This is a genomic window from Paenibacillus tyrphae (assembly GCF_000722545.1).
Taxonomy (GTDB): domain Bacteria; phylum Bacillota; class Bacilli; order Paenibacillales; family NBRC-103111; genus Paenibacillus_G; species Paenibacillus_G tyrfis.
Genome location: NZ_JNVM01000020.1, coordinates 32,204 through 53,715, shown reverse-complemented (window position 1 = coordinate 53,715; position 21,512 = coordinate 32,204). Strand labels below are relative to the sequence as shown.

The following is a 21,512-nucleotide window of genomic DNA, read 5'->3' as shown; positions in this document are numbered from 1 at the left end:
ATGAACCTACCCGATCAACACTCCGGCGTCAGCCAGACGCTTGGCGATATCATCAAGTGAACCTTCGTATTCCCAATACACGTACCGGCCGTCCGCGTAATCGGTTAAAATATATTTTTCGCTGACGGACTTGATGCGGTTCACCGCGACGATTTTATCCGTATACTCCTGTACGGTGACCGTCTCCACAATTTCCCGGTTATCCTTATCAAATCCGTGCAAGATCTGGTGACTCCCGACCTTTAACCGAATAAATTTCTCCATCTTGCGATTCCTCCTCCGCTTAGCCTCTACCTCATCGTAGCATCGGATTTGGAGCGAGACAACCTTAGGTTCCCAGACGTTCCCCCACAACCATTTTACTTACCAGACTGCGGATCGAGGCAGCCCGGGAACATGCCGGTGGAGATGGCAAGCCGGTTCCAGCCGTTGATCGTTACGATGGCCATAATCAGCGCGACATACTGTTTCTCGTCGAAATGCTCGCGTACCCGCTCATACAAGCTTTGCGGCACTCCGCCGTCCGAGATCAGCGTTACGGCTTCCGTCAGCTCAAGAGCTGCTCGTTCCGCTTCCGTGAAAAATGGCGATTCCCGCCAAACGCTAATGAGATGAATTCGGCGTTCGTTGCCGCTCACTTTCAGCAGCGCCTCCGTATGCATATCCAGGCAAAAAGCGCAGCCGTTGATCTGCGACGCCCGAATTTTGATCAACTCATAGAGTGTGTGGTCCAGCCCGCTGCTTGTGGAAAATTTCTCCAGGCCAAGCATCGTTTCATACGCTTTCGGGTTCACTTCGTAATGATTCATCCTTGCTTTCATGGAAATCCGCTCCTTCGGTTTTTGTTTTTGTTTGCTTACACTCCTAAGACGAGGCAGCGATTTTTTTTGTGACCGGACGATTTCCCACTTGCCGCTTTCCCGCCGATTGCTTATAATACCCATTAATTCCATACGCCAAATGCGTTGACGGAGAAAAGTAAGCAGTGCATCTTCACAGGGAGGAGACGCCGGAGATTGAGAGCGTGTCCGAAGAACCAGGCTGCCGAAGTTCGCTCCCGAGCAGTCCTTTGAAACTGAACGGTTCGTCCGACCCGTCGGCAAGTAGGAGGAACCGGTCCGAACGCAAGTTCCCGAACCGTTACGTTCAATGAAGAGGAAGACTTCAGCGGTTTAGTCGGTCTTCTGAAACAAGGGTGGTACCACGGCTTTTTCGTCCCTTACCGGGATGGATAAGCCTTTTTTGCGTGGTCGAATTCATACACAATCGAAGAGGAGGCTTATTTCATGAACAACGAGCAAAAAGAAGCGATGATCCGCGCGTACATCCGGTATTACAATTCCTTTGATATGGACGGCATGGTATCGCTTTTGCACGAGGAGGTCCGGTTTCGCAACGTATCGAACGGCGAGGTGACGACGGAGACGGTGGGAATCGAAGCGTTCAGAAATTTGGCCGTGCAATCGGCCGCTTTGTTCGAGAGCCGCTGCCAAAAGGTGCTGACCTTCCGCTTTTACGAGGACCAGGCTGAAGTTGAAATTGACTATGAAGGTACGCTCGCTGCCGATCTCCCTGGCGGGCCGAAGGCCGGCGAGACGATCAAATTACGGGGCTCCTCGCGGTTTGCTTTTCAAGACGGGAAAATCTCCGCCATCGAGGATCGTTCATAACATTTTCTTCATCCTACTTCCCGCATGAACATGCTGTGAACTGCGCCGTTTGCGCTTGCATTCGGCCGCCGGTTTGCATATAATACTTCTCATATACTGAATACTGCCAAATGCGTTGACGGAGAAAAGTAAGCAGTGCCTCTTGACAGGGAGGAGACGCCGGAGATTGAGAGCGTGTCCGAAGAACCAGGCTGCCGAAGTTCGCTCCCGAGCAGTCCTTTGAACCCGTGCGGTCCATCCGGCCCGTCAGCAAGTAGGAGGAACCGGTCCAGAACGCAAGTTCCCGAACCGTTACGTTCAATGAAGGAAGAAGATTTCAGGCAGCTTAGCCGGTCTTCTGAACAAGGGTGGTACCACGGCTTTTTCGTCCCTTACCGGGATGGAAGAGCCTTTTTTGCGTTCGCGGACACGGCGCAGGCGGAAATCATACAAGGAGGGAATGCAGGCATGAAAGAACGATTGCTTACACTGAAGGAAGAAGCGCTGCGCGAGCTGGCCCAAGTGGAAAACCAGCAGCAGCTGGCCGACCTTCGGATCAAGTATTTGGGCAAAAAAGGCCCGCTGACGGAAATTTTGCGCGGGATGGGAGCTTTGAGCGCGGAGGAGCGTCCGGTCATCGGTCAGGTGGCTAACGAGGTTCGCGGCGCGATTGAGGAAGTCATTGAGGCGAAACAGGCGGCATACAACGAGGCGGAGACGAATGCCCGGCTTGCGGCGGAGCGGATCGACGTGACTTTGCCGGGACGTCCGGCGGCGCGCGGCGCGGTGCATCCGATCAGCAAAGTGATCGAGGAGATCGAAGACATTTTCATCGGGATGGGCTATACGGTAGCCGAAGGTCCCGAGGTGGAGCAGGATTACTACAACTTCGAAGCGCTCAACCTGCCAAAAAACCACCCGGCCCGCGACATGCAGGATTCGTTCTACATTACCGACGAAATCCTGATGCGGACCCAAACGTCGCCTGTTCAGGTTCGTACGATGGAGAAAATGAAAGGGCATGCGCCGGTCAAAATCATTTGTCCGGGCAAGGTATACCGCCGCGACGACGATGACGCGACCCATTCCCATATGTTTACGCAAATCGAGGGACTGGTTATCGACCGGAACATCCGGATGAGCGATCTGAAAGGAACGCTGCTCCAATTCGTGCGCGAGCTGTTCGGCTCCAATACGCAAATTCGTCTGCGCCCGAGCTTTTTCCCTTTCACTGAACCGAGCGTAGAAGTGGACGTAACCTGTGCCATGTGCGGAGGCAGCGGCTGTCGGGTATGCAAGCAAACCGGCTGGCTCGAAATTTTGGGGGCAGGGATGGTACATCCTCGCGTGCTCGAAATGGGCGGTTACGATCCGGAGGAATACAGCGGTTTTGCGTTCGGCCTTGGCGTCGAACGGGTTGCTATGCTGAAGTACGACATTGAAGATATCCGGCATTTCTATACGAACGATCTGCGCTTCTTGAAGCAGTTCGTGCATTTGTAAGCGAGAGGAGCGTGGGCTAAATCATGAAAGTATCTTACCAATGGTTGTCGCAGTATGTGGATGTCAGTGGCTATTCAGCCGCCGAGCTGGCGGAGAAGCTGACCCGCAGCGGCATTGAAGTCGATATCGTGGAAAGCCGCAACAAAGGCGTGTCGCAGGTGTTTGTCGGCTTCGTCAAATCGCGCGAAAAGCATCCCGACGCCGATAAACTGAGCGTCTGTATCGTCGACGTAGGTCAAGGCGAGGATCTGCAAATCGTGTGCGGGGCTAAAAACGTAGCCGCAGGGCAAAAGGTGCCTGTCGCCATCGTCGGTGCAAAGCTGCCGGACGGTCTCGTCATCAAGCGGGCCAAGCTGCGCGGAGTAGAATCGCAAGGCATGATCTGCTCGGCCAAGGAGCTCGGCTTGAACGATAAGCTGCTGCCGAAGGAAATTCAAGAAGGCATCCTGGTGCTGCCGGAGGATACGCAGGTCGGCGCAAGCATCCTTGATGTCCTTGCGTTGAACGACGAAGTGATGGACTTCGACCTGACGCCGAACCGTTCCGACTGTCTCAGCATGCTGGGCGCAGCCTACGAGATCGGGGCGATTCTGGGCCGCGAGGTGAAGCTGCCAGATGCGGAAACGGGCTTGAACGACAGCTCAGCAGCCGTCAAAGCGGCTGACCGGATTTCCGTGGAAATTTCGTCCAAAGAGCAATGCTCGCATTACGCGGCGCGTTTAATCGAAGGCGTAAAAATCGGGCCGTCGCCGCTTTGGCTGCAAAACCGCCTGATGGCTGCTGGCGTGCGTCCGATCAACAACATCGTGGATGTGACCAACTTCGTCATGTTCGAATACGGCCAGCCGCTGCACGCTTTCGATGCGGATCAGCTGAATAACGGCCATATCGACGTGCGGCTTGCCCGCGAAGGCGAGAAGCTCGTGACGCTGGACGATGCGGAGCGGAACTTGGAGCCGCACATGCTGCTGATCACCGACGGGGTGAAGCCGGTCGCGATCGCGGGCGTCATGGGCGGAGCGAACTCTGAAGTATCGGACGGAACGACGCGCATCCTGCTGGAGTCGGCCAATTTTGCCGGTTCCTCGGTCCGCAAAACGTCGCGTCAGCTCGGACTTCGTTCGGAAGCGTCGCTGCGCTTCGAGAAGGAAGCGAATCCGGAAGCGGTCATTCCTGCGCTGAACCGTGCGGCGGCCCTCATCGCCGAGCTGGCCGGTGGCCAAGTGGCGTTCGGCATTGTCGAAGCGGTAGCGGGTGAGCGCAAGCCGGTGCAAATCGAGTTGACCGTAAGCCGCATCAATGGGTATCTCGGCACGGAGCTGTCGGTTGAAGAAGTAAAAGCGATCTTCGAACGGCTGAATTTCACGGTCGAGCCGCTGGAGCAGGACGGACTGCTGGTGCATGTGCCAAGCCGCCGCGGTGATATTACCCGCGCGGTCGATCTGATCGAGGAAGTGGCCCGTCTGCACGGCTACGACAACATTCCGACTACGCTGATGAACGTGGTCACGACGCCGGGCGCGCTTACCCGGGAGCAGGCGATCCGCCGCTTGACGCGGACGCTGCTGACGGGCAGCGGCCTGCATGAGGCGATTACGTACACGTTCACGCATCCCGAGCAAATCCGCCAGTATGCGGGCGATTACCCGGACGCGAAGCCGATTGCTCTGGCGATGCCGATGAGCGAAGACCGCAGCGTGCTGCGCACGAGCCTGATCCCGCATTTGCTCGATGTGGCGGTATATAACCGGAACCGGAATCAGGACGACGTCGCCGTGTTCGAAATCGGCCGCGTATTCGTTACCGAAGATACGCAGCTGAGCCGTCTACCGGAAGAAAAGCTGCAGCTTGCCATCCTCATGACCGGCAAACGAAGCGAGCTGCATTGGACCGGCAAGCCGGCCGATGTCGACTTTTACGATTTGAAGGGTATTTTCGAAGGGGTAGTGTCTTATCTCGGAATCGACGGCGTCCGGTACGAGGCCGCCCAGCCGGAAGGCTTCCATCCGGGACGGACGGCGCGGATCGTTGTCGAAACGCCGAACGGCAGCCGGGCCATCGGAACGATCGGCCAGCTTCACCCGGCGCTTCAGCAGCAAAAGGACCTCGTGGACACGTATGTCCTCGAAGTCGAGCTGGATACGCTCGCGCAATTGGCAAGCGAAAGCTTTGCCTACCGTCCGCTGCCTCGTTTCCCGGCAATCGGCCGGGATATGGCGCTTGTCGTGGACCGCAGCGTTCCTGTCGGCGATCTGCTCGCCAAAGCGCGGGAAACTGCAGGCAGCCTGCTTGAATCGATCCAGGTGTTCGACATTTACACCGGCGAGCGGCTTGGCGCGGATAAGAAGAGCGTGGCCATTTCGCTGGTCTACCGCACTCTGGAGCGGACGTTGACGGATGAAGAGGTCAGCGAGCTGCACGGCCGTGTCGTAGCGGCCCTTGAGGAAGGGTTCGGCGCCGAGCTCAGGAAATAATTCCCTTGTCTTTTGTCCGGCAAAAGTCTGAAAAAGACAGCAGGAAAAGCGATTCTCCGTATCGAAGTCTATAGGATACGGAGAATCTTTTTTTGTGTTTCGGAAAGGGGAGCAAGGCGCATGAGCGGTGAAGAGAAAGTTCGGATGACCGTCGATATTTATGGTACTCAGTACAAGCTGGTTTCAAAATCCAGCCCTTCCTATATAAAGCAAGTGGCCACTCTGGTGAACGATCAAATGCACAAGATCGCGGATAGCAGCCCGCGGCTTGATTTGCCTAAAATCGCGGTGCTCGCAGCCGTCAATATGGCGGACGAATGGAGCCGGATGCGTCAGGATTTTGAATCGGTAATGGAACGTCAGCGGCAGCTCGAGCAGGCGAGTGAAGAGCTGGAACGGTTAAGCGAGCGCCATGCGCAGCTTCAGCAGGAGCTGGAGACGGAGCGTGAGCGGCTGGCCAAGCTCGAAGCGGAGCGCGGGGAGCAGCAGGCTTCGCGGGAGCGCGCCGAAGCGGAGGCGGCAGCGCTGCGGGCCGAGCTGGAACCGCTTCGCGAGCGTTTGTCCACGCTCGATAGCGAGCTCGCCGAGAGCCGGGAACGATTGACCGGCCAACTGGAGCTGAGCGGCGAACTGGAGCGCAAGCTGGCCGAGACGCTGGAGCGGGCCCGCGAGTTCGAGGGGCGCTGCGCAGCTGAAGCGCAGGAAGCGGAACGCCGCGGACAGCGGATCCAGGAACTGGAGCAGGCGAAGCAGGAGCTTGAGCGCCGGGCGGCTGAGCAGGTCAAGGAGCGGGACGGCCTGCGGGCGAAAATCGCTTCGCAGGAAACGCAGCTGAGCAAGCAGGCGGAGGCGGAGCGTCAGATGCGGGAGCGGCTGACGGCGCAGGAGAAGCGCGCAAGCGAGTTGGAGCAGCGGCTGCAGGCGACCGAGCAGGCGCGCGGCGATGCGGCGAAACGGCTCGCGGAGCGGGAACAGCAGTACGCCGAGCTGAGCGACCAGCTCGACGGGCTGCAGGAGCAGCTTTCTGGCCAGCAGCAGGAGATCGAGCTGCAGGTGGCGCTTTATAACGAGCTGCAGGAGCTGAGCGAAGCGAAGGAACGCGAGCTTCAGGAGCAAGCGGCCGCAGCAGAGGCGAAGCTAGCGGAGCAGGCGCGCGAAGCGGAAGCGCAGGCGGTCGCGGCAGCAGCGCAGCAAGCGGAGTTGGAGCGGCAGCTCGCGGCCGAGCGGGAGCGCAGCCGCGAGGAAGTAGCCGTGGCGGAGGCACTGCTGGCGGAGCAGGCGCATGAAGCGGAGGTGCAGGCGGCCGCGGCGAAAGCGCAGCAAGCGGAGCTGGAGCGGCTGCTGGCGGCTGAGCGTGAGCGCAGCCGGGAGGAAGCAACCGCGGCGGAGGCGCTGCTGGCGGAGCAGGCGCGTGAAGCGGAGGCGCAGGCGGCCGCGGCGAAAGCGCAGCAAGCGGAGCTGGAGCGGCAGCTCGCAGCCGAGCGGGAGCGCAGCCGCGAGGAGGCAGCCGCGGCCGAGGCGCTGCTGGCGGAGCAGGCGCGCGAAGCGGAGGCGCAGACGGCCGCGGCGAAAGCGCAGCAAGCGGAGCTGGAGCGACAGCTCGCAGCTGAGCGTGAGCGCAGCCGTGAGGAGGCAACTGCGGCCGAAGCGATGCTGGTGGAGCAGGCGCGCGAAGCGGAAGCGCAGGCGGCCGCGGCGAAAGCGGAGCTGGAGCGGCAGCTCGCAGCCGAGCGGGAGCGGAGCCGCGAGGAAGCAGCGGCAGCGGAGGCGATGCTGGCGGAGCAGGCGCGCGAAGCGGAAGCGCAGGCGGCCGCGGCGAAAGCGGAGCTGGAGCGGCAGCTCGCGGCCGAGCGGGAGCGCAGCCGCGAGGAAGCGGCCGCGGCCGCAGCGCAGCAAGCGGAGCTGGAGCGGCAGCTCGCAGCCGAGCGTGAGCGCAGCCGCGAGGAGGCAGCCGCGGCAGAGGCGGTGCTGGCGGAGCAGGCGCGCGAAGCGGAAGCGCAGGCGGCCGCGGCGAAAGCGCAGCAAGCGGAGCTGGAGCGGCAGCTCACTGCCGAGCGGGAGCGCACCCGCGAGGAAGCAGCGGCAGCGGAGGCGATGCTGGCGGAGCAGGCGCGCGAAGCGGAGGCGCAGGCGGCAGCGGCGAAAGCGCAGCAAGCGGAGCTGGAGCGGCAGCTCGCGGCCGAGCGGGAGCGCAGCCGCGAGGAAGCAGCCGCAGCGGAGGCGATGCTGGCGGAGCAGGCGCGCGAAGCGGAAGCGCAGGCGGCAGCGGCGAAAGCGCAGCAAGCGGAGCTGGAGCGGCAGCTCGCGGCCGAGCGGGAGCGAAGCCGCGATGAAGCAGCCGCAGCGGAGGCGATGCTGGCGGAGCAGGCGCGCGAAGCGGAAGCGCAAGCGTCCGCGGCGAAAGCGCAGCAAGCGGAGCTGGAGCGGCAGCTTGCGGCCGAGCGGGAGCGCAGCCGTGAGGCTGTAGTTGCGGCAAAGGCGATGCTGGCGGAGCAGATGCACGAAGCGGAAGCGAGCTACGCCGAGCGTCTAGCGGCTCGCGAAGCGGAGCTGAAGGAGCAGAAGCGCCGCCTTGAGGTGCAGCTTGGCGAGCAACTGGAGAAGACGCGCGAGCAGTTGCAGCGCGGCGACGGCCTACAGACGGAGCTGGAAGCCCTGCACGGAAAGCGGCGCGAGCAGGAAGACGAGCTTTCGCTGCAGCAGGAGCTGTACAACGAGCTCGAAGGCGAGCTGGCCGCTTTACGGGAGCGCAGCGGTGCCCAAGAAGCGGAGCTGCAGCGCAAGCTGGAGACGCTGGAGCAAGAGCGCGCCGCAGAGCTTACCGAAGCAGAGCACCGTCAGGCGGAGCTGGAGGCACGGGCAGCCGAGAGCGGCGCCCGGCTGGCGGCCCGCGAAGAAGAGCAGCGGCGACAGCTGGAAGCGCTGGAGCGGAGGCGGGAAAGCGAGCTGGCTGAAGCGAAGAAGCGGTTCGACGAAGAAGCGGCTACCTTGGCGGCGCGCATCGCGCAGCTCGGACAGCAGCTTAGCGAACGGGAGCAGCGCAGCGAGACGCAGGCGGCGCAGGTCGACGAGCTGCGCGCTAAGCTCCGTGAGCAGGAGGAAGAGATTGGCCTGCATCAGGAGCTCTATGACGAGCTGCAAGGGCAGCATGACGAGTTGGCGCGGCGCTTGGCCGAGCAAGAAGCGGGTCTGCGCGAAGCGGCGGCTGCACAGGAGGCGCGTCACGCGGAATTCCAGCGCCTTCTCGGCGAGCGCGAACGCGAACTTGCCGAGCTGCGTCAGGGACGCGAAGCAGCTGAAGAGCTGAGCCGTGCCCTGCAGGAGCAGTGTGCCGCGCTTGAGGATCGGCAGCAAACGGCACAGAGCAAGCGGGAGACGCTAGAGCAGCGGTTGGCTGCGCAGGAAGCGAGAATCGCCGAGCTGTCCGAGCAAGCGGCGCAGGGAGCTCAACTGCGGATCGAGCTGGCGGAGCAAAAGGACGAGCTAGAGCTTCAGGTCGAGCTGTACAATGAGCTTCAAGAGCAGCTCACCGAGCAGATGAAACTGCACAAAGCGCTGCAGGCCGAATACGGGCAGCATCAGGATAAGGCGGAGCAAGTATTCGAGGAATTGCAGAACTTGAAATCCGAGTACGAGAAGCTCCAGATCGAATATAACGAATGGATCGAGCTCGTGGAGAAGGAATAGCGAATGAACGGATTGGATTACACCGTTCTGGCGGTGCTCGCCGTCGGAACGGTTCTAGGGTTCGCGCGCGGCTTTATTGGCCGACTGGTATCGGTCGTCGGTCTCGTGGCCGCGTACTTAATCGCTTTTTTCTTTTATGACGATGTGGCGCCGCTGGTGGGCAGTACGCTTGCGCTATCTGGGCATGAAACGTACCAGAAGTATGAATTTTTGGCCAAAGGCATGAAGCTGGACACTTACGTGTATAATGCATTGGCGTTTGCACTATTGTTCTTCGGGGTCAAAATCGCGTTCAGCATCGGTGGGCGGCTGCTGAACTGGCTGGCGGCGGCGCCGGGACTCAAGCAGGTCAACCAATGGAGCGGTGCGGCGCTTGGCTTTGCCGAAGCGGCGGTCATCGCAGTGATCGCCGTCCATGTCATGACGGTCATCCCGAACGACGGCGCGCAGAATCAGCTCAAACACTCCATGCTGACACCGTACGTCCTAGAGCATACGCCGATTTTGACCGATAAGCTGCAGAAGCTCTGGAACAACCGCAGCGGCCGGGTCAAAGCGGGGGAATCCTGAAACCGCAGAATGGAATAACTGAAAAAAGGCTTGCTTCGCGCTTGGAAACCAAGCCACGGAGCAGGCCCTTTTTTATACTTTAAATTATAAACGGCCCCGTCCATCCTGCAGGACAAACGGAGCCGCTTTGGAATTATTTGCTGTCAGGCTATCCCTTATTCCACGATAAGTGTGGATTTCATTGTAGCATGGCCTTGGCCGCAAGGAACCGAGCAGACGATATCGTATGTGCCGGCCTTGTCGATTTTTACCGTTTTGGTCTTGTTGTTATTGTCCAAACCGACGTTTACGCCGCTGATTTGCACGGCATGCAAGCCCTGTTTGTTTTCCAGCGAAAACGTAACGTCCTCGCCTTTTTTCACTTTATATTCTTTCTGATCGAACTGGAAGTTCGTGGCTACCAATTTTACCTGCTGAGCCGCCGGATTGCCGTTGGCCGGCTCCGCTTTCGGGGTTTCTTTGGCTCCGCACGCGGACAAGGCGAAAATCATCCCGACTGCTGCCATACTGACGATCCATTTTTTCATCCGGTAAGTCCCCTTTCACAACCATCATGGAATATTTTTCTTACCCCATGATACAGCAACCGCCGGCCTTCTGGCTGTGTCGGAGCGGTGACAACAATATGAAAACATCGTGTCATTTCTCGTCGAACCTTACCTTGGTTGGGAATTCAGTTCCCGGATCAGTCCGGCAAGCTTCCCAAGGCCAAAATTCAGGCGTTCCGCCGATTCGAAGGAATAAGAGAGCCGGATGTAAGGGCCGCCGAGCGAGTCGTACACCGTTCCGGGGTTGAACAAGATGCCCTCCTGAAGCGCACGCGTAAATAGCGCATTCATGGAGACGGGAGGCACGATTCGCAGCCAAATGTAAAAGCCGCCCGTAGGCACATGCCATACCGCAAGCCCCGACAAATGCTTCTGCAGCATGTCCAACACATCGTCGCGTCTTTGCCTTAATACGATACGCACCCGGCTTAAATGCTCCTCATGAAAGCCGCGTTCGAACCATTCTGTCAGCGCCCATTGGGAAATCGAGCTTGACCCGTAATCAGTCTGCATTTTGAGATCCGCAAGCCGCCGGATAACCGGCTCCGGTCCGACGATCCAGCCGGTACGCAGGCCCGGGCCGACCGTTTTGGAGACGCTTCCCAAGTAAAGGACGAGGCCGCTCGGATCGCGTGCTTTCAAGGGTAGAGGCGGCGTGGTGTCCAGCCACAGCTCGCGATAGACGTCATCCTCGATTACCGGCAGCTGCAGCCGCTCGCATTCCCGCAGCAGCTCAACGCGCCGTCGCTCCGACATGACGATGCCCGTCGGGTTGTGGAAGGACGGAATCGTATACAGCATCCGGTTCGGCTGGGGCTTCAGTTCGGTCAAACCGCGGATGCGAATGCCCTCCGAATCCATCTCCAGCCCCGCTAATCGGACCCCGGTGGAGTGAAATACATGCAGGGAATGCAGGTAGGAGGGGCTCTCCGCGATCATGGTGGCTCCTGGCTTGACGAGTCCGAGGGAAATAAGCTGCAGGGCTTGCAGCGCTCCCGAGACGATCAGGATGGAGGCCGGAGAAGCAGCGATGCCGTGCGCTTGTAGGTGGCGGCTTAGCTGCTCCCGCAGCGGCAGCAGTCCGCGCGGCTCTTCGTAGCCGAGCGTGTGAATGCGGGAGGCAAGGCGGCCGAATACCTCCCCGAGCAGCGGCTGCGGATACAGCGACGGAGACGGCTCCCCCGTGCTTAAACGGATCATCCCGGCTTGAAATTCCGTTTCATTGATCGTTTGGATGGTCGGCAGATTCGGCCGGTGCCAGCCGGCCTGGACATACGAATCCCAGTCGGGCGGGGTGCGCGAGGTCAGCAGGGACCACGGATTGTTCACCACCTTCGTGCCGCGGCGACCGTCGCCTTCAAGCAGTCCGTCGGCGATCAACTCCTGAAGCGCCGTAACGACTGTGGAGCGGTTGACGCCAAGCGCCTCGGCCAATTGTCGCTGTGTCGGGATGCGGCTGCCGACCGGCCATTCGCCGTTTTCGATTTTGCGTTTCATATAGGTTTTGATTTGCAAATAGAGCGGCAGCGGCGAATTCTCGTCCGGCTGCCAGTCGATGCGGTACATGAGCGGCCATCCCTCCGTATAAAGTCGGTTACTCCAATTGTAGCAAAGATTGTTTTGGTTGGGTACTCGACCAACCGTTTGGTTGAAGACTTTTCCGCCGGGGGAGGTATGATGGATGAAGACCATTTAATCAGACAGCTTCAGGAGGAGAGAGGGCATGCAAGCGGTACTGCACGGATTTGTTTTAGCTTTGGGATTAATCCTCCCATTGGGGGTACAAAACCTGTTCATTTTCCAGCAAGGGGTTGTTCAGCGGAGGTTTGTCCTTGCACTTTCTGCTTCGGTCACAGCGGCTCTGTGCGACACGATTCTGATTTTGGCTGCCGTTTTAGGGGTTTCCGTCGTCATTTTGGCGTTTGCTTGGGTCAAGACGGTGCTGCTTATCGCGGGCGCCGCATTTTTGCTCTATTTGGGCTGGAACGCTTGGAAAGCCGCTTCGGCTTCGGGACCATCCGTTCAAAGCTCGCCCGAATCATTCCGAATTTCGAAGCAAATCGCCTTTACGGCATCCATCTCGCTGCTTAATCCGCATGCGATCCTCGATACCGTCGGTGTCATCGGAACGAGCTCGCTGAACTATGCGGGAGCGGACAAAGTCGGGTTTACCGCTGCGGCCATCGTCGTATCGTGGCTGTGGTTTATCGGGATGGCAAGCGTCGGTCGGATCACCGGAAAGCTGGATACTTCCGGGCGGTTCCACGCTTGGTTGAATCGGGTATCGGCTCTGATGATTTGGGGGACGGCGTGTTATTTGATTTACTCGTTATTTATATGACCATATTCCGTGAAGACGAAGAAATCGGCCGCAGACGCTTATGCCTGCGGCCGACTCGCTTACTTGGCGTTCTCACGACCGGAACGGCCCTGCTCAAACGGTGTTTTCACCGGAATGAACAGGTCGATGATTCCGATAACCAAGGCAGCCAAAATTGCACCGATAATGCTTGTCGATACGCCGCTGACGATAAACTGGGCGAGCCAGATGATCAGCGCGCTTGTTAGAAAACCGACAATCCCCCGGCCGAACGGAGTGATCTTTCTGCCGAAGATTCCTTCAATGACCCATGCCGCGATCGCGATAACCAAGGCCAGGAAAAAGGCGCTCCAGAAGCCTCCGACCCTAAAGCCGGGAACGATCCAACTGACAATCAGCAGCATTAAGGCGGAAACGATAAACCTGACAAGATGTCCAAGCAAGTGCATCGTACAGTTCCTCCTTCGTGTCTTTGCGGTATTCGTCAAACGCTTTCGGTGCACCTTATAGGTTTTCCCAAGTCTTCGGCTTTATGAATGGCAATCCTTAGCGGAAATTCATTAGCTTTACTACCCGGACTTGGATATAATAGCAATGGAGAGGTTTTTCCGGTAAGAAAGGCAGGTTTCTAAAACAAAAGCGATGAATACGAACAAGACATCATACAATCAAAAAATATTGGCGACGATGGATTTCCGGACGGTGCTCGAGCGCTGCGCGAATCATGCGGCGACATCGCTCGGCAAAGGCCGGGTGGAAGAGCTTGAACCGAGCGGCGACTTTCATGAAGTGAAGCGTAGGCTTCAGGCGACCGACGAAGCGGTCAACGTGGACCGCTTGAAGGGCGGCGCGCCGTTCGGCGGCATCCGCGACATCCGCGCTGCGGTCCATCGGGCGCGGATCGGCGGCATGCTGAACCCGGTCGAGCTGTTGGATATTGCGATGACGAGTCAAGGTGGCCGCCGGCTGCGCAGGTTTCTGGAAGCGACGAATGAAGATTACAGCATTCCGCTGCTGCTTGAACTGCTTGAGCCGATGACGGACCATAAGGATTTGGAAGAGCGGATTCGCAGGTGCGTTGACGAGAACGCGCAAGTTATGGATACTGCAAGCCCGGAGTTGCTGAAAATCCGTCAAGAGCTGCGGTCGAGCGAATCGAAAGCCCGCGAGCGGTTGGAACAAATGGTGCGCACACCGTCCATTCAAAAGATGCTGCAGGACAATCTCGTAACGATCCGGGGAGACCGGTACGTCATACCCGTAAAACAGGAATACCGCGGTCATTTCGGCGGCATGATTCACGATCAATCGGCTTCCGGGGCGACGCTGTTTATCGAGCCGGAAGCGGTTGTGCAAATGAACAACCGCGTACGTGAATTAAAGCTGAAGGAAGAGGCGGAAGTCGAGAAAATTCTCCGCATGCTGTCTGCCCTCGTAGCGGATAGCGCGGATACGCTGCTTGTCAACGTAGAGGCGTTGACCGAACTTGACTTTATTTTCGCCAAAGCGGGCGTCGCGCGCGAGATGAAAGCGACGCTGCCGCTGCTCAACGACCGCGGCTTTATCAAGCTCAAGCGTGGACGGCATCCGCTCATTCCCGCGGAAAAGGTCGTTCCTCTTGACGTGGAGCTGGGCAACCGCTATTCGACGATCATTGTGACCGGACCGAATACGGGCGGCAAGACCGTTTCGCTTAAGACGATCGGACTACTGTCGCTCATGGCGATGGCGGGTCTGTTCGTTCCGGCCGAGGAGGGCAGCCAGCTTTGCGTGTTCGATGCGATCTATGCGGATATCGGGGACGAGCAAAGCATCGAGCAGAACCTCAGTACGTTCTCCAGCCATATGACCAATATCATCCGGATTCTCAAAGAAATGACGCCCAAGAGCCTTGTGCTGCTCGATGAGCTTGGAGCCGGAACCGATCCTGCGGAAGGCTCGGCGCTGGCGATATCGATCTTGGAGTATATGCACCGGATGGGCTGCCGCATCGTTGCGACGACGCACTACAGCGAGCTGAAGGCGTATGCCTTCGACCGGCAGGGCGTCATCAACGCCAGCATGGAGTTCGACGTGCAAACGCTGCGTCCGACGTATCGGCTGCTTGTAGGCGTTCCCGGACGAAGCAACGCGTTCGCGATTGCGGAGCGCCTTGGTCTGGCTAAGACCATCATCGACCATGCCCGCGGCCAGGTCGGCGAGGAGGATCAGCGCGTTGAATCGATGATCGCCACGCTTGAAGAGAACCGGCTGCAGGCCGAGGCTGAGCGCGAATCGGCGGAGCGCAACCGTCGCGAAGTCGAAACGCTGCGTGAGCAGCTTGCCGCCGAACGCCGGCGCTTCGAGGAGCAGAAGGATAAGCTGTTCGAGCGTGCGGAATGCGAGGCGCAGGAGGCGGTGGCGAAAGCCCGCCGCGAAGCCGACGAGATCATCACCGAGCTTCGCAGAATCCAGCGCGAGGAAGCGGGCGGAGTGAAGGATCACAAGCTCAGCGAGCTGAAACGGCGGATGAACGATGCCGCTCCCGAGCTCCGAAGCAAGTCCAAGGCCGGTACGCCGCGCAAAAAAGCCGACCGTATCGAGCCGGGCGACGAAGTGCTGGTGACGAATCTCGGCCAGCGGGGACATGTGGTCGAGCTGGTGAGCGAGACGGAAGTGACCGTGCAGCTCGGCATTCTTAAGATGAAAGTGAACAAAGCGGACCTGGAGCTGCTGAAGCAAGCCTCCGCCCAGAAGAAGCCGCAGCAGCAGGCAACTTCCAGCCTGAAGCGGACGCGCGACGAGAACGCCAAGATGGAGCTGGACTTGCGCGGGGCCAATGTGGAAGAAGCGATCATCGAAGTGGACCGCTTCCTGGACGAATCGTACTTGGCCAATTTCGGCCAAGTGTTCATCATTCACGGCAAAGGCACTGGCGTGCTGCGGACCGGTATTCAAGAGTTTTTGCGCAAGCATAAGCACGTCAAAAGCTTCCGGATGGGAGCTTACAATGAAGGCGGCGCAGGGGTTACGGTAGCCGAGCTGAAATAGAAAAAGCCCGCTCTTCCTTCCGGTCGAAGCGGGCCCGCACTTATCTCGAAAAAATTTTTTCGACAATTGAAACTCCGGCCCGCATCTTCCGTATATACGAGTGTAAGCATCGATGTTTGTGAAGCTCTGCAGGCTGAAGCGATATTTTAAACAAACGTACAGGAGGAATTTTAACATGGGAATTTTTAAAAGACTGCGTGATATGACGATGGCTTCGATTAACGATCTTCTGGACAAAGCGGAAGACCCGGTAAAAATGCTCAATCAATTCCTTCGGGATATGGAAGAAGATATTTTGGAAGCCGAGTCGGCAGTTGCCAAGCAAATCGCGATCGAGAAGAAGTTCAAGCAGCAGTACGAGGAAGCGCAAGAAATGGTTCAAAAACGCGAGGAGCAAGCGCTCAAGGCGCTGGAATCCGGCAACGAGGATTTGGCCCGCCGCGCGCTGCAGGACAAGAAAGAGCATCAATTGCGCTTCGACGAAATGAAGCAGCAATACGATACGGCGAAAGCCAACGCCGACCGTCTGCGCAACCAATTGTCCGAGATGAAAGACGAATTCAGCAAAATGAAGAACAAAAAGGACATTTTGGTAGCCCGTGCGGAAGCAGCCAAAGCCCAAAAACAGATCAACCAAGCGATGACCGGCTTCGGTACAGACAATGCGGCAAAAGGCTTCGACCGGATGAGCCAAAAAGTAATGCAGCTTGAAGCGGAAGCCGAAGCGAGCAACGAGCTGCATTCCAAAGGCAAAAGCCTCGACGACGAGTTCGAAGCGCTCAGCAAAAGCGACGGCGTCGACGATGAACTGGCAGCGCTTCGTGCGAAGCTGGCGGCCAAGAAGCAAGCGGAGTAAGCAACATAAGGAGACTGAAGGCTCAGCGCCTTCAGTCTCTTCAGTGTTAAAAACTCAACTTGATTGAGGCGAAAGGCAGGGCGAGTCGATATGGCGGATAAAGAGGTAGATTTTTTGTTGAGCAACCCTTATGTTGAGACGCTGGCGTTTTTTTCGATCGCCGTGCTGGCGCTGATTGTCTTTTTGGCGATTTTCGAGCTTGTCACCAAGTATAAGGATTGGGACGAGATCAAGAACGGCAACTTGTCGGTAGCGATGGCAACCGGGGGCAAAATATTCGGGATATGCAACCTGTTCCGTTTTGCGATCTTGAATAACGATTCGGTGCTGCATTCGTTGATTTGGGCAGGGTACGGCTTTTTACTGCTGCTGGCGGCTTATTTTATTTTTGAATTTATGACGCCGTATTTCAAAATCGACGAGCAAATCCAGAAGGACAACCGGGCCGTAGGTTTTCTATCCATGGTGATTTCGGTATCGTTGTCCTATGTTATCGGCGCTAGCGTGACCTGATGCCGGGGGCCGGCGAAGAGGGCCGGCCAGAATCGGATCGTTCTTCAAGACCGGAGGAGGAAGATTCCTTGTGAAATATTTATGGGGCACCTTATTTGCGCTTGCGCTTGTTTTTTTGGGCGCGGGCGTTTACTATTTTATTAAATTTGCATAGCGTGAAGGCGTAAATCAGACCTTCACCCGCCGCCGCTAAGGGGGATGACGCGTTTGTCGCAATCAGAGAATCAGGTTTGCCCGTGGTGCCATACGGAGATCGTGTGGGACCCGGAAATCGGTCCGGAAGAGGAATGTCCGCACTGCTTCAACGAGCTGGGCGATTACCGGAGCATTAATCTGCAGGTGGAGAGTTCCGATTCGGGCATTCAATATGACGATGAGGAAGAAGAACTGGATAACGACTTGGAGCTGTCGGACAAGGAGCTACAGCTGGCAGACGACTACGGAGAAGGCGTTCAGCAGCTGCTGGACAGCCAAGAGGAAGCGCCGGAATGCTCTTCCTGCCACAGCTTTATGCTGTTGGCCGGCACCGAACCGGCCTCGGAGGCTTTTGTTCCGTTCGTGCATCCGGCGCTTGGCAAGCCGCTGCTGCAAGCGTCATTCGGCGTTCAGGTTTACTTGTGCCCGTCCTGCTTCAAAGTCGAGAGGCAGTTGACGGAAACGGACCGGCTCGCGTTGGTGGAGCAGCTTCGGGACCATGGAACGAAGAAATAAGACCTACTAAAAAAAGGAATTCGGAGCAGGCGTTTGCCGGCTTCCGGGTTCCTTTTTTTGGCCTTCATTCATGATTTCCGCCGAACAGGGAAGCTTAACTAAGACATTACGGATACAAGGTGAGAGCATGCATTCCGGAGCTAAACATTTTCCGCACGATTGGGTGCGAGGCAAGGATCGTGCGGGGGAGCACAGTTGGCGGGACATAGAGCAGGCAGGCCCGGCTGGCGGAAAGCCGAAGAAGAAAAAAGGCGGCCCGTTGTCGGGGCAATCCCGGCTTCTGCTGACGGTGAACGGCTTGTTTGCCGTGGCCAACGCCCTGTCGGGCACGTTCGTCAATGTGTATCTATGGAAAGCGAAGCATGATTTTGCGGTTATCGGCTGGTTTTCGCTCATTCATCATTTGACGATGGCGCTAACGTTCTGGATTGCGGGCAAATGGGTCAAAGAGCACAACAAAATGAACTGCTTGCGCACGGGGGTTGCGGTTGCGGCTGTCTTTTACTTGCTGGTGCTTTGGTTCGGAGGGAAAGCGGCAGACTATTTCGTGCTGCTCGGAGCTGTACAGGGCCTGTCATCGGGCTTGTTCTGGCTTGCGTTCAACGTCGTCTACTTCGAGGTGACGGGTCCGGACGACCGCGATCGGTTCAACGGATGGGCGGGCCTGCTCGGATCGGGCGCCGGGATGATCGCCCCTTGGATTTCCGGTTATTTGATCGTCCGGATGCATGCGGCGACGGGCTATCGGCTCATTTTTACCATGTCGCTTATCGTTTTTGTGGTCGGGGTTATTTTCAGCTTTTTCCTGAAAAAGCGCAAGATGTCAGGGACCTATGAATGGTTTCTCGCTTGGCGGTGCTTAAGATATCAGGATACGGCTTGGCGCAAGGTCGGGCTCGCGCTGGCGGCCCAAGGCGTCCGGGAGGGCGTATTCGGCTTCATGATCGGGCTGCTGGTGTATGTTCATACGGGAAGCGAGATGTCGCTGGGCAATTTCTCGCTCGTCACTTCCGCGGTAGCGCTGCTTAGTTTTTTGGTGGCGGGCAAGCTGCTCAAGCCCCGATTTCGGGGGAAAGCGATGCTGCTCGGCGCGGTGATGCTGGTGCTTGTCATTTTGCCGTTTTTTTGGAAAGTCAATTTCGTCACGCTGCTGCTGTTCGGGGTGGGCGCGGCCGTTTTTTACCCGCTGTACGGTATTCCCATGACCTCCATCGTCTTCGATCTCATCGGGCGGGAAGAGGAGAGCGTGAAGAAGCGGGAGGAGTATATCGTCATGCGGGAGCTGGCGCTGAATACGGGCAGATTGCTCGGCACCGCTGTGTTTATTGCCGTCGTTTCGTTTACGCAGTCGCCTGCCGCCATGAACTGGCTGCTGCTTGGCATCGGCAGCTCGCCGCTCGCCGTATGGTATTGGATGCGCAAAGCGGAGGTGGCGTGAACTCCCGTTAGCCTTGCTAAAACCATACCTTCCCGATAAAATAAGAGGGATAGGGAAGGGAGCGGCAGGCAGCATGAGACGTACTACCGGAAAAATGGTAAACAGCATTACGGAGCTGATCGGCGATACGCCGGCCGTACGGGTCCGCAGGCTCGTTGAGGAAAACGATGCGGAGCTGTATGTGAAGCTAGAATATTTCAACCCGAGCGGAAGCGTCAAGGACCGCGCGGCGTTCAACCTGATCGCGCAGGCGGAGAAGGACGGCCTGATCGGCCCGGGCGCGACGATTATCGAGCCGACCAGCGGCAATACCGGGATCGGCCTGGCGATGAACGCCGCGGCCAAGGGCTATAAGGCGATTCTGGTCATGCCAGACAACATGACGAAAGAGCGGATCAACCTGCTGAAAGCGTACGGAGCGGAGGTTGTCTTGACGCCCGCGGAGCAGCGGATGCCCGGAGCGATCCGCAAGGCGGTGGAGCTGCAGGCCCAAATTCCGAACAGCTTCATCCCGCAGCAGTTCGAGAATAAGGCGAATCCGGACATTCACCGGACGACGACGGCGCTGGAGATCATCGAGCAGATGGAAGGGCGGCTCGATGCGTTTGTGGCGACCGCCGGTACGGGCGGCACGATTACAGGTACGGGCGAAGTGCTTCGCGAGAAGCTTCCGGGAGTGCAAATTTACGTCGTCGAGCCGCAAGGCTCTCCGGTTCTGTCGGGTGGCGAGCCGGGACCGCATAAGCTTGTCGGCACGAGCCCCGGCTTCGTGCCGAAAATTTTGAACACCGGCGTCTATGACGAAATCGTCCAAGTATCCGACGAGGATGCGCTGCGAACGACGCGGGATCTGGCGCGTCTCGAAGGCATTCTGGTCGGCCCGTCCGCCGGAGCATCGGTGTGGACGGGGCTTCAAATCGCCCGAAAGCTCGGCCGCGGCAAGCGTGTGCTGTGCATTGCGCCGGATACCGGGGAGCGCTATTTGAGTATGGGAATCTTTTGATCCGTAGGGAAGACGGGCTTGTCCGATAAGGGCAGGCCTATTTTATTTGTAAACTCCGTCGGATGTATTGAATAAATATTCATTTAAATGTATAATAATCAATAGAGAACAATCTCGACATTGAAAAGCAGTATGGAAGAGAGGGAACCAAGGATGAAAATCGCGCTGCATAACGAGCTTCCGGGCGAAGCGCAGTTTCAGCAGTTGATCGACTCCGTGTCCGAACGGACCGGCGAGCGCCGGCCGCTGGCTTACGAGGCTTTATGCGACGGGGGACCTGTCATCGCGGCCTACGATCAAGGCGTGCTGGTCGGCCTCGGGCGGCTGGTAAGCGACGACATCGGACAGCAAGCGTTCGAATGCAAAATCAGGCCCGGCTATGAACGGCGGGAAATCGAAGCCTACATGCGCAAACTGCTGGCCGTTTCCCCGGTACCGAGTCATTGCCATTGCTGATATGGGCTTGTCATAAGCTGTTATCAACCTCCGAGCGTTCGGAGGTTTTTTGCTATGCATGAGAAGAGTGTTCCCGTGGTCACCGAAAGGCGAGCCATATAATTTTACTTTGCCAAAGCGTGGCTGACAGGTGTAATATGGAGTAATAAGCCATCGGTTCCGGCACTCGTTGCGAGGCTGCGACCCCGCAGGCTTCCCGGCTCACGGTGGATTCGCCGGGTGAGGCCGTTTGCTTCGTATAACTAGTAGGAGGGCGTTGTCATTGGAACAATTCAAAATGAAAATCATCGAGCTGCTGAAGGAAGACGCGAGACGTACGCCGGCTCTGATTGCGACTATGCTGGGGGCATCCGAAGCCGAAGTGGCGGAAGCCATCCGCGAGCTGGAGGAAGCGAACGTTATCGTCAAATATGCGACGGTCGTCAACTGGGCGAAGGTGGACAACGAGAAGGTCACCGCCTTGATCGAAGTGCAGATTACGCCGGAGCGAGGACGGGGCTTCGATGCGATCGCCGAGCGCATTTACTTATATCCGGAAGTCAAATCGGTTTATTTGATGTCGGGGGCCTACGATCTGCTGGTGGAAATCGAAGGGAAGACGCTGAAGGAAGTGGCGTCGTTCGTCTCCAACAAGCTGTCTCCGATCGACCGGGTGCTTTCGACCAAAACGCATTTCATTCTTAAAAAATATAAACAAGACGGAATCGTCTTTGAAGATCATGAGGATGACCGCCGTCTTTTAATCTCGCCGTAA

Annotated in this window: 19 protein-coding genes; 14 read left to right on the top strand and 5 right to left on the bottom strand. The window is 57.8% G+C overall.

The genetic code is table 11. The features are described 5' to 3' along the window. Positions 1–6: 6 nt before the first annotated feature. Together ET33_RS23540 and ET33_RS23535 are read right to left on the bottom strand one after the other, a co-directional pair. Positions 7–264 carry a hypothetical protein gene (locus tag ET33_RS23540; protein ID WP_036687643.1) on the bottom strand — a complete coding sequence of 86 codons (258 nt, stop codon included), beginning with the start codon at positions 262–264 and terminating at the stop codon, positions 7–9. A gap of 95 nt (positions 265–359) precedes the next feature. After that, on the bottom strand, positions 360–821 hold the full coding sequence (locus ET33_RS23535; RefSeq protein WP_036687641.1) for a carboxymuconolactone decarboxylase family protein: 462 nt from the start codon (positions 819–821) through the stop codon (positions 360–362). 465 nt (positions 822–1,286) lie between these two features. Here ET33_RS23535 and ET33_RS23530 point away from each other — a divergent pair, with 465 nt between their 5' ends. The 5 genes from ET33_RS23530 to ET33_RS23510 all read left to right on the top strand — a co-directional run bounded on the left by ET33_RS23530 (position 1,287) and on the right by ET33_RS23510 (position 9,883). Then, a complete protein-coding gene (locus ET33_RS23530) occupies positions 1,287–1,670 on the top strand; it encodes a nuclear transport factor 2 family protein (RefSeq protein WP_036687639.1) in 384 nt (127 codons plus the stop codon). A 447-nt stretch (positions 1,671–2,117) separates the two neighbouring features. After that, positions 2,118–3,152, top strand: a complete 1,035-nt coding sequence (gene pheS / locus ET33_RS23525) for a phenylalanine--tRNA ligase subunit alpha (protein WP_036687637.1) — start codon at positions 2,118–2,120, stop codon at positions 3,150–3,152. A gap of 23 nt (positions 3,153–3,175) precedes the next feature. Beyond that, on the top strand, positions 3,176–5,626 hold the full coding sequence (gene pheT, locus ET33_RS23520) for a phenylalanine--tRNA ligase subunit beta (RefSeq protein WP_036687635.1): 2,451 nt from the start codon (positions 3,176–3,178) through the stop codon (positions 5,624–5,626). 120 nt (positions 5,627–5,746) lie between these two features. Next, positions 5,747–9,313 carry a cell division protein ZapA gene (locus ET33_RS39010; protein ID WP_036687632.1) on the top strand — a complete coding sequence of 1,189 codons (3,567 nt, stop codon included), beginning with the start codon at positions 5,747–5,749 and terminating at the stop codon, positions 9,311–9,313. Positions 9,314–9,316: 3 nt separating this feature from the next. After that, positions 9,317–9,883, top strand: coding sequence for a CvpA family protein (locus ET33_RS23510; protein ID WP_036687630.1), 567 nt, complete (start codon positions 9,317–9,319; stop codon positions 9,881–9,883). Between the two features lie 155 nt (positions 9,884–10,038). Here the strand turns inward: ET33_RS23510 and ET33_RS23505 are convergent, their stop codons facing one another. Together ET33_RS23505 and ET33_RS23500 are read right to left on the bottom strand one after the other, a co-directional pair. Continuing rightward, positions 10,039–10,410, bottom strand: a complete 372-nt coding sequence (locus ET33_RS23505) for a cupredoxin domain-containing protein (protein WP_036687627.1) — start codon at positions 10,408–10,410, stop codon at positions 10,039–10,041. Positions 10,411–10,539: 129 nt separating this feature from the next. Next, positions 10,540–11,997, bottom strand: a complete 1,458-nt coding sequence (locus ET33_RS23500) for an aminotransferase-like domain-containing protein (RefSeq protein WP_036687624.1) — start codon at positions 11,995–11,997, stop codon at positions 10,540–10,542. 157 nt (positions 11,998–12,154) lie between these two features. On the opposite strand from ET33_RS23500, the gene ET33_RS23495 reads away from it, so the two are divergent. After that, complete coding sequence (locus ET33_RS23495; protein ID WP_036687622.1) at positions 12,155–12,772, top strand: LysE/ArgO family amino acid transporter; 618 nt, start codon at positions 12,155–12,157, stop codon at positions 12,770–12,772. A gap of 59 nt (positions 12,773–12,831) precedes the next feature. On the opposite strand, the gene ET33_RS23490 is transcribed toward ET33_RS23495, so the two are convergent. Next, positions 12,832–13,200 (bottom strand): phage holin family protein, encoded by a 369-nt coding sequence (locus ET33_RS23490; RefSeq protein WP_036687620.1) that lies wholly within the window; start codon positions 13,198–13,200, stop codon positions 12,832–12,834. A gap of 193 nt (positions 13,201–13,393) precedes the next feature. Here ET33_RS23490 and ET33_RS23485 point away from each other — a divergent pair, with 193 nt between their 5' ends. From ET33_RS23485 to ET33_RS23450, 8 genes are all read left to right on the top strand, one after another. After that, positions 13,394–15,781, top strand: a complete 2,388-nt coding sequence (locus ET33_RS23485) for an endonuclease MutS2 (protein WP_036687617.1) — start codon at positions 13,394–13,396, stop codon at positions 15,779–15,781. Between the two features lie 175 nt (positions 15,782–15,956). Next, positions 15,957–16,637, top strand: a complete 681-nt coding sequence (locus tag ET33_RS23480; protein ID WP_036687614.1) for a PspA/IM30 family protein — start codon at positions 15,957–15,959, stop codon at positions 16,635–16,637. 90 nt (positions 16,638–16,727) lie between these two features. Further along, positions 16,728–17,150 carry a DUF350 domain-containing protein gene (locus ET33_RS23475; protein WP_036687612.1) on the top strand — a complete coding sequence of 141 codons (423 nt, stop codon included), beginning with the start codon at positions 16,728–16,730 and terminating at the stop codon, positions 17,148–17,150. 198 nt (positions 17,151–17,348) lie between these two features. Continuing rightward, the gene (locus tag ET33_RS23470) at positions 17,349–17,861 is read left to right on the top strand and encodes a hypothetical protein (protein ID WP_200879235.1); all 513 of its coding nucleotides are present in this window, start codon (positions 17,349–17,351) and stop codon (positions 17,859–17,861) included. Between the two features lie 127 nt (positions 17,862–17,988). After that, positions 17,989–19,299, top strand: coding sequence for an MFS transporter (locus tag ET33_RS23465; protein ID WP_200879234.1), 1,311 nt, complete (start codon positions 17,989–17,991; stop codon positions 19,297–19,299). Positions 19,300–19,372: 73 nt separating this feature from the next. Beyond that, positions 19,373–20,302, top strand: coding sequence for a cysteine synthase A (gene cysK, locus ET33_RS23460; protein ID WP_036687607.1), 930 nt, complete (start codon positions 19,373–19,375; stop codon positions 20,300–20,302). A 153-nt stretch (positions 20,303–20,455) separates the two neighbouring features. Beyond that, the gene (locus tag ET33_RS23455; RefSeq protein WP_036687604.1) at positions 20,456–20,758 is read left to right on the top strand and encodes a hypothetical protein; all 303 of its coding nucleotides are present in this window, start codon (positions 20,456–20,458) and stop codon (positions 20,756–20,758) included. Positions 20,759–21,035: 277 nt separating this feature from the next. Then, positions 21,036–21,512 (top strand): Lrp/AsnC family transcriptional regulator, encoded by a 477-nt coding sequence (locus ET33_RS23450; protein ID WP_173426612.1) that lies wholly within the window; start codon positions 21,036–21,038, stop codon positions 21,510–21,512.

Excerpts from the sequence above, each read along its gene's own strand:
- ET33_RS23475 (WP_036687612.1), top strand. The coding sequence starts at position 16,728 with ATGGCGGATAAAGAGGTAGATTTTTTGTTGAGCAACCCTTATGTTGAG.
- ET33_RS23450 (WP_173426612.1), top strand. The coding sequence starts at position 21,036 with ATGAAAATCATCGAGCTGCTGAAGGAAGACGCGAGACGTACGCCGGCT.
- ET33_RS23500 (WP_036687624.1), bottom strand. The coding sequence starts at position 11,997 with ATGTACCGCATCGACTGGCAGCCGGACGAGAATTCGCCGCTGCCGCTC.
- cysK (WP_036687607.1), top strand. The coding sequence starts at position 19,373 with ATGAGACGTACTACCGGAAAAATGGTAAACAGCATTACGGAGCTGATC.
- ET33_RS23510 (WP_036687630.1), top strand. The coding sequence starts at position 9,317 with ATGAACGGATTGGATTACACCGTTCTGGCGGTGCTCGCCGTCGGAACG.
- ET33_RS23465 (WP_200879234.1), top strand. The coding sequence starts at position 17,989 with ATGCATTCCGGAGCTAAACATTTTCCGCACGATTGGGTGCGAGGCAAG.
- ET33_RS23455 (WP_036687604.1), top strand. The coding sequence starts at position 20,456 with ATGAAAATCGCGCTGCATAACGAGCTTCCGGGCGAAGCGCAGTTTCAG.
- ET33_RS23470 (WP_200879235.1), top strand. The coding sequence starts at position 17,349 with ATGACGCGTTTGTCGCAATCAGAGAATCAGGTTTGCCCGTGGTGCCAT.
- pheT (WP_036687635.1), top strand. The coding sequence starts at position 3,176 with ATGAAAGTATCTTACCAATGGTTGTCGCAGTATGTGGATGTCAGTGGC.
- ET33_RS23535 (WP_036687641.1), bottom strand. The coding sequence starts at position 821 with ATGAAAGCAAGGATGAATCATTACGAAGTGAACCCGAAAGCGTATGAA.
- ET33_RS23530 (WP_036687639.1), top strand. The coding sequence starts at position 1,287 with ATGAACAACGAGCAAAAAGAAGCGATGATCCGCGCGTACATCCGGTAT.
- ET33_RS23480 (WP_036687614.1), top strand. The coding sequence starts at position 15,957 with ATGGGAATTTTTAAAAGACTGCGTGATATGACGATGGCTTCGATTAAC.
- ET33_RS23495 (WP_036687622.1), top strand. The coding sequence starts at position 12,155 with ATGCAAGCGGTACTGCACGGATTTGTTTTAGCTTTGGGATTAATCCTC.
- pheS (WP_036687637.1), top strand. The coding sequence starts at position 2,118 with ATGAAAGAACGATTGCTTACACTGAAGGAAGAAGCGCTGCGCGAGCTG.
- ET33_RS23490 (WP_036687620.1), bottom strand. The coding sequence starts at position 13,200 with ATGCACTTGCTTGGACATCTTGTCAGGTTTATCGTTTCCGCCTTAATG.
- ET33_RS39010 (WP_036687632.1), top strand. The coding sequence starts at position 5,747 with ATGAGCGGTGAAGAGAAAGTTCGGATGACCGTCGATATTTATGGTACT.
- ET33_RS23540 (WP_036687643.1), bottom strand. The coding sequence starts at position 264 with ATGGAGAAATTTATTCGGTTAAAGGTCGGGAGTCACCAGATCTTGCAC.
- ET33_RS23505 (WP_036687627.1), bottom strand. The coding sequence starts at position 10,410 with ATGAAAAAATGGATCGTCAGTATGGCAGCAGTCGGGATGATTTTCGCC.
- ET33_RS23485 (WP_036687617.1), top strand. The coding sequence starts at position 13,394 with ATGAATACGAACAAGACATCATACAATCAAAAAATATTGGCGACGATG.